This window comes from candidate division TA06 bacterium (assembly GCA_004376575.1).
GTDB lineage: Bacteria > Hydrothermota > DG-26 > E44-bin18 > E44-bin18 > E44-bin18.
The window spans coordinates 1-2,669 of sequence record SOJN01000086.1 but is presented as its reverse complement, the minus strand read 5'-3'; the positions used below and the strand labels follow the sequence as shown (position 1 = coordinate 2,669).

At 43.0% G+C, this 2,669-nt stretch carries 2 protein-coding genes; both read left to right on the top strand.

The features are described 5' to 3' along the window. Nucleotides 1–815, top strand: an 815-nt coding sequence (locus tag E3J62_07730) for an SDR family oxidoreductase (protein TET45379.1), incomplete at its 5' end; no start/stop codon positions are given. Nucleotides 816–1,236: 421 nt separating this feature from the next. Continuing rightward, the coding region (locus tag E3J62_07725; protein ID TET45378.1) for a hypothetical protein at nt 1,237–2,669 on the top strand (1,433 nt) is incomplete at its 3' end.

Below are 2,669 nucleotides of genomic sequence, written 5' to 3'. Positions count from 1 at the left end.
ATTTTGGATTAGAAAATAAGACTGCTTTGATAACCGGCGCTGAAAGAGGTATTGGTCAGGCCGTGGCTCTTTCCCTGGCTGAGGAAGGAGTCGATATTGCCTATTGTGACATCAAGGTTGAAAAAGGAAAAGGGTCAACCCAGGAGGAAATAAGAAAACTGGGTCGGAAAGTCCTTGCTATCGAGGCTGATGTATCAAAGGAAGAACAGGTAATCGGTGTGGTTCACAAGACAATCAGCCAACTGGGAAAAATTGATGTGTTTATAAGTAATGCAGGAATCATCGAATGGGAGTCTGTAACCAAGATTACCCTGGCGTGCTGGAATCGGATAATAGGCACAAATCTGACTGGTGCAATGCTTTTCACTCGGGAAGTCGCCAAATACATGATCGAAAGAAGAAAGGGAGTAATACTGTTTACTTCGTCAACTATTCAATATAATCCGGCCTACAAAGAGGCAGCCTATAGGGTTAGTAAGACAGGCGTGCAGGTATTTGCCGAAACAGTTGCCATAGAACTTGCTCCCTACGGGATAAGAGTTAACACAGTTTCACCCGGGCTGATAGACTCGCCCAATTGGGCAGGGGGAATCCTACCGAGAGTGGTAAGTGATTCCAAGATGGGAAAGAGCTTCATGAGTAACATTCCTCTTGCTCGTCTGGGACGACCAAGAGACCTGGGAGCAATATATGCATTCTTGGTTTCCGATAAAGCATCCTTTGCAACAGGAACAAATGTGACTTTTGATGGTGGCTTTACACTACGTCCTTTGACCTTGATTACAAAAGAAGAGATTGAGAATATGAATCTGTGACATACTCTTGGCTATTGTCCCGCCATAGCTAGCCTAGCTTCCGCAATTGGGCAAGCAAATTGAGGTACTTTTGAATAGTCAAACAACTTTTTGATTCGTTGAAAAAGCGGTAAATAGTGACGAATATACGCAGTCCTAAGGGTCATGCTTGAGAAAAGAAAATGTGTTCCGTAAAGAATGAACAATATCTAATTAACGATTAATAGGGGGAGAAAGAAGATGGGAGATAAAGAAGGGAAAGGAGTGGACTGATGATAGAATCTCCCACTACGTGTCAGGTATGAGGATATTAGCTATGATGAACTGTTTGTTTCTGCGGAAGCCGCAAGAACTAGAGTCAAAGTCGTCAATTGTAGCAAAGAGAATCTGGTTGTTATGACTGGTTTATTGCAGACGTAGAACTTATTTAAGGAGGAATTGTATGGAAAAGCGCATTAGAAAGAATTGTCATGAAAGTAGCAATATCGAAAGTAGAGTAGACATCTCCTCTTATCTTGAACAACACGAGATACTATATCAGACTCTGTCTTCAAAGTGGCAGAACGGATTGGTAATAGGCAATGGAGACCTACACGGAGTGGTTTTTGGAGAAGATGACCTTGAGTGGGGCATTACAAAGATAGACGTTGCTGATTTTCGGTATGAAGGCTTTAATTATCCTTTAAGCACACACCAGGAGGTCTTGGAGAAAATCGAAAGAGGTTTCGATGAGAGACTTGTCGATCCAGAGCAGAGACGCGCCCATTGGGGCCCCAATACAGAATATGGTTATGCTAACTGCCCTCCCACTTTCAAGCATTGTGCAAGATTAAAGATGAGGTTCTATGATTGCCACTTATCCTCTAATCTTACCAGTTTTGAACAGCGTCTATCTCTCTATAATGCTTGTGTGACTACAATTTTCAAGTCCGGTGAAGACAAAGGAAGAACAGTCTCCTTTGTCAGTGCCCTCTTGAATGTGCTTGTTATCCACTCTCAGTTTAATACAAAGAAAAATGGTCAGGTTAGAATCGACTTCAAAAGGGATACCGATGAAGACATTGGCGAGCCGATTCTAGGTACTGATGGTGAGAAAATCTGGATTGATTATGAATTCCCTGATGGTTTTCGTTATGCTGCAGCGATGAGTATTGTGGGAGCGGAATACACTGTAGAGGAATTTCGAAATGCCGTTGTTGTCACACTCCAGAAAGAAGAGAGTGTTGAGTTTACGCTGTATGTAGCCGTCTCAACTTCGCATGAAGCCAAGGATCCCCTCAAGAAGTGCAGCGAGCTTCTGGATAAGGCACAAAATAAAGGATACGGTGCCTTACTTCAGGAGCACCAGGAATGGTGGGGTCGCTTTTGGTCAAAGTCATTTATTTCCTTGAGTGATAAATTCATCGAGAATCTTTGGTATATTTCCTTATACGCCCTTGCCTCAAGCGCCAGGAATTCCTCTTTTCTCCCTCAGCTCTATGTTCCTGGTTATTTGGGAGAGCATCAAGGCTGGCATGGAGTGCTTCTCACTGATATTAATCTTCAGGAGATTTATTGGCTCACCTATACCAGTAACCACACAGAACTAGGAGATCCTTTTTATAGGATTGTAGAAAGAGACCTTCCCTATTTAAAAGAAGAGACCAAGAAGCTATATGGGATCGACGGAGTAAAGCTGCCGGGGGTCCTTTGGTTTAATGGTGGTCACTACAAGGAGCTAGGATACTCCAAATGCAGATATATGCAACATGTCTCTGCCTGGTATGCGGAGCTATATTGGTGGCGATATCTCTACACCCAGGATAAGCAATTTCTTAGAGAGACTGCCTACCCCATAATGAAGGAAATTACGCATTTCTACGAGGGATACCTTCA